5 protein-coding genes are annotated in these 3,246 nt (G+C 60.6%); 4 read left to right on the top strand and 1 reads right to left on the bottom strand.

Going from position 1 to position 3,246, the window contains the following annotated elements; genetic code table 11:
- Positions 1–522: inositol monophosphatase family protein (locus AC1DT3_RS16090; protein WP_477466250.1), on the bottom strand; the 522-nt coding region annotated here is incomplete at its 3' end.
- Between the two features lie 194 nt (positions 523–716).
- On the opposite strand from AC1DT3_RS16090, the gene AC1DT3_RS16085 reads away from it, so the two are divergent.
- From AC1DT3_RS16085 to AC1DT3_RS16070, 4 genes are all read left to right on the top strand, one after another.
- Positions 717–1,178, top strand: a complete 462-nt coding sequence (locus AC1DT3_RS16085) for an NUDIX hydrolase (protein WP_477466249.1) — start codon at positions 717–719, stop codon at positions 1,176–1,178.
- A gap of 31 nt (positions 1,179–1,209) precedes the next feature.
- Positions 1,210–1,659: a DUF488 domain-containing protein gene (locus AC1DT3_RS16080; RefSeq protein WP_477466248.1), complete on the top strand. Its 450-nt coding sequence runs from the start codon at positions 1,210–1,212 to the stop codon at positions 1,657–1,659.
- Between the two features lie 27 nt (positions 1,660–1,686).
- Entirely contained in the window at positions 1,687–2,229 is a 543-nt protein-coding gene (locus AC1DT3_RS16075; protein ID WP_477466251.1) for an MOSC domain-containing protein, read from the top strand.
- A 288-nt stretch (positions 2,230–2,517) separates the two neighbouring features.
- Positions 2,518–3,246, top strand: a 729-nt coding sequence (locus tag AC1DT3_RS16070; protein WP_477466247.1) for an ABC transporter transmembrane domain-containing protein, incomplete at its 3' end; no start/stop codon positions are given.

The raw sequence follows: 3,246 nt of genomic DNA, 5'->3' as shown, positions 1-3,246 counted from the left end.
CTGGATCAGAGTGACGTACACGTCGAGGTCGAGCCGTGACGACCAGCCGGCTTCGACCGTCGCCTGGCGAATTTCGGCAAGGCCACTGACCCTGATGGGCTCGCCGTTGACCGTCGCTCCGTGGCCACGYCGGGCGAGGTAGAGTTCATCCTGCATGACATTATAGACGGCGCCGATTTCGGTCCGCCCGTCGCGGACGAATGCGATCGAAATGGCGAAATGCGGGATTCCGCGCGCGAAATTGGCGGTTCCGTCGATCGGGTCGACCACCCACACGTCCCTGCCGAACGTCCCTCCGCCTTCTTCGCCGAAGAATGCGTCGTCGGGGAAGAGTTCCGCCAGACGTCTGCGGATCAGCGTCTCGACCTCGCCATCCGTCGCCGTGAGGAAATCCTGGTGACCTTTGAAGTCCGGCCGCTGCGAGCGTGGCCGCTCCAGGAATCTTTGCCGCGCAAGCTCACCCGCCTCACGGGCTACGGCCGAGGCCGCCGCCAAACGCATCTCCAAATCGTCCACCGTCATGTTTGTGCTCTTTAAAAGTCGCGATTTGCGCCTAAGTTGTTGTGAGATATTCACAATTGTCGAGTAAACTGAGCTTTGAACGGCGCCGGGGCCAAAGACGAGGTTTTCAAAGCAGCGATTATCTGATTCTTTATTAGCCGGCTTCAATCAATCGGTTTTGCGCAACTTCAACTGTAATCCCCACCCTTAATAGGATGCCCAAAGCACTCAAGACGTTCCCACGACCTGAAATCGCCCAAGTGGCGGCGCTTCCCTTCCGCGTGACGGCGGGGAGGGTCGAGGTTCTGCTCGTCACGTCCCGGGAGACCAAACGCTGGCTGATTCCGAAGGGCTGGCCCATGAAGGGCAAGAAGCCCTACAAGGCGGCGGCGCAGGAAGCGGTCGAGGAGGCGGGCGTGAAAGGTTCGATCCACCATAAGCCGCTCGGATTTTATGAGTACTGGAAGCGTCGAACTGAGCATTTTGACCTATGCCGGGTCGACGTCTACCCGCTCGAAGTTTCGAAGCATCTCAAGACCTGGCGCGAGAAAGGGCAGCGGGAGCAGCGCTGGTTCGAGATCGAAGAGGCGGCGCATCAGGTTCTTGAGCCCGCACTCGCCGAATTGATCCGTCGCCTTCCGGCGCATGTGCAGGTGCCGCAGCTGGCGGAGGCGTGAATTTCCCGGAGCGGACGAGGCGGAGGCGGCCATGGGCAAGCCACAGGTGTTTACGATCGGATATGAAGGCGCCGAGGTCGATCGCTTTCTCACGACGTTGAAGGATGCGGGCGTCGCGACCCTCACCGACGTCCGCGCCGTTGCGGGGTCGCGCAAGCGGGGTTTTGCCAAAACGGCTCTGCGGGAAGAACTCGAAATCGCTGGCATCGGCTATCGCCATTTCATTCAATTGGGAACGCCGAAAGCGGGCCGGCAAGCGGCTCGGGCCGGGGACGGCGGCTTGATGCATCGCATCTATTGTGACGAGGTCCTGGCGACCAAGCCGGCGCAGGATGCCTTGGAGGAATTGTCGACTCTTGCCAAGGCGCAGCCGATTTGTCTCATGTGTTTTGAACGCGACCCCGCCAATTGCCACAGGCGGATTCTGGCGGATCTCCTCGCCAAACGCGGCATGGAGATTGTCGACCTGACGGCGTCGTGAACGCGTTAGTTCCGAAGAGAGGACATGATGGCCGCCATCGTGACGGCAGTGAGCCGCAAAGCGACGCACGCGTTCAGCAAGACGAACCAGACCAGCATCCGTCTCCTCGCCGGATTGGGTGTGGAGGGGGATGCGCATCTGGGGGAGACGGTCAAACATCGATCGCGGGTGCGGCAAGATCCGACACAACCCAACCTTCGGCAAGTCCATTTGATTCACGCGGAATTGCATGACGAATTGCAGGCGAAAGGTTTCGCCGTTTCGGCGGGCGAAATGGGCGAGAATGTCACGACGCGTGGCATCGATCTGTTGAGCTTGCCGAGAGGTACATTACTTCGTCTCGGGGCAAAGGCGTTGATCGCGGTGACCGGATTGCGAAATCCTTGCCTGCAGATCGATCGCTTCCAAAAGGGGATGATGGCTGCCGTGTTGGATCGCGATCCAGCGGGCGCGCTTGTACGGAAAGCCGGTGTGATGGCGGTCGTTTTGGAAGGCGGCGTGATCGTGCCCGGAGACATGATCGGCGTGACCCTTCCACCGACGCCGCATGTGCCGCTCGATCGCGTCTGACGAAATGCTACGCCGCACGGTTGCAAAGTGCGTGGCATTTGGGTAAGAGTTCCTTGCGTTTCATTCGAACGAGGGAGGATTGCATGACAGTTGTACGCTTGCTGACCGCGCCTCCCATGATGTCTAGCCGCTAGGTTGGACAGCCGCGGGGGCCGCCGGTTCCCCGCATTCAGACGCACACACTTTCACAATTAGACATTCGAACGCCGCCATCGGTCCCTTAGTCCGATGCCGTGCCGCGTTCCTTATTTTCGGGAGAGGCGCGCAGCGGCGCGGCCTGTTCGTTCCATGATTCGCAAGACAAGAAGCGGGGATTCGACCCGCGAGGTACTCGGTTTCGTCTTCAGACACTGGCGGGGACATCCTCGCTATGTGGCGTTCATCATCGTCGCCATGATGGCATCGACGCTGTCTGACGTTTTCATGCCGCTTTATGCCGGCCGTTTGGTCGACGCGATCGCCAACGGCGGAATGGACAGGGCGGCTGCGTTACATACGGCGCTCGTGGCGTTCGGCGCCATCGCTGCGCTCGGTGTCGCGATGGTCATTTTTCGGCACATCGCGTTCTACGGCATCGTCGAGCTCTCGTTGCGGGTGATGTCAYACGTGGCGCGAGACGCGTTTGCGCGCGTGCAGCGTTTCTCGACCGACTGGCATGCAAACAGCTTTGCCGGTTCGACGGTGCGCAAGATCACGCGCGGCATGTGGGCGCTCGATCTCCTGCATGACACGATCCTGCTCGCGCTGCTGCCGTCGCTCGTCGTTCTAGGCGGGTCGATGGTGCTGCTCGGCCTTCACTGGCCGGTGATGGGCCTCGTCGTGGCAGTCGGCAGCACGCTCTACATTCTCATGACCGTGCTTCTGTCGACACTCTATGTCGCGCCGGCGGCGAGACTTGCGAATGCCTGGGATACGAAAGTCGGCGGCACGTTGGCGGATGCCTTGAGCTGCAATGCAGTCGTGAAAGCCTTCGGCGCGGAGGAGCGCGAGGATCAACGCCTGGCAATGGTTCTGACC

The organism is Microvirga sp. P4_G7, from assembly GCF_056401005.1.
Note: the sequence above shows the minus strand (reverse complement) of the source record. Positions and strands in the feature narration are given on the sequence as shown.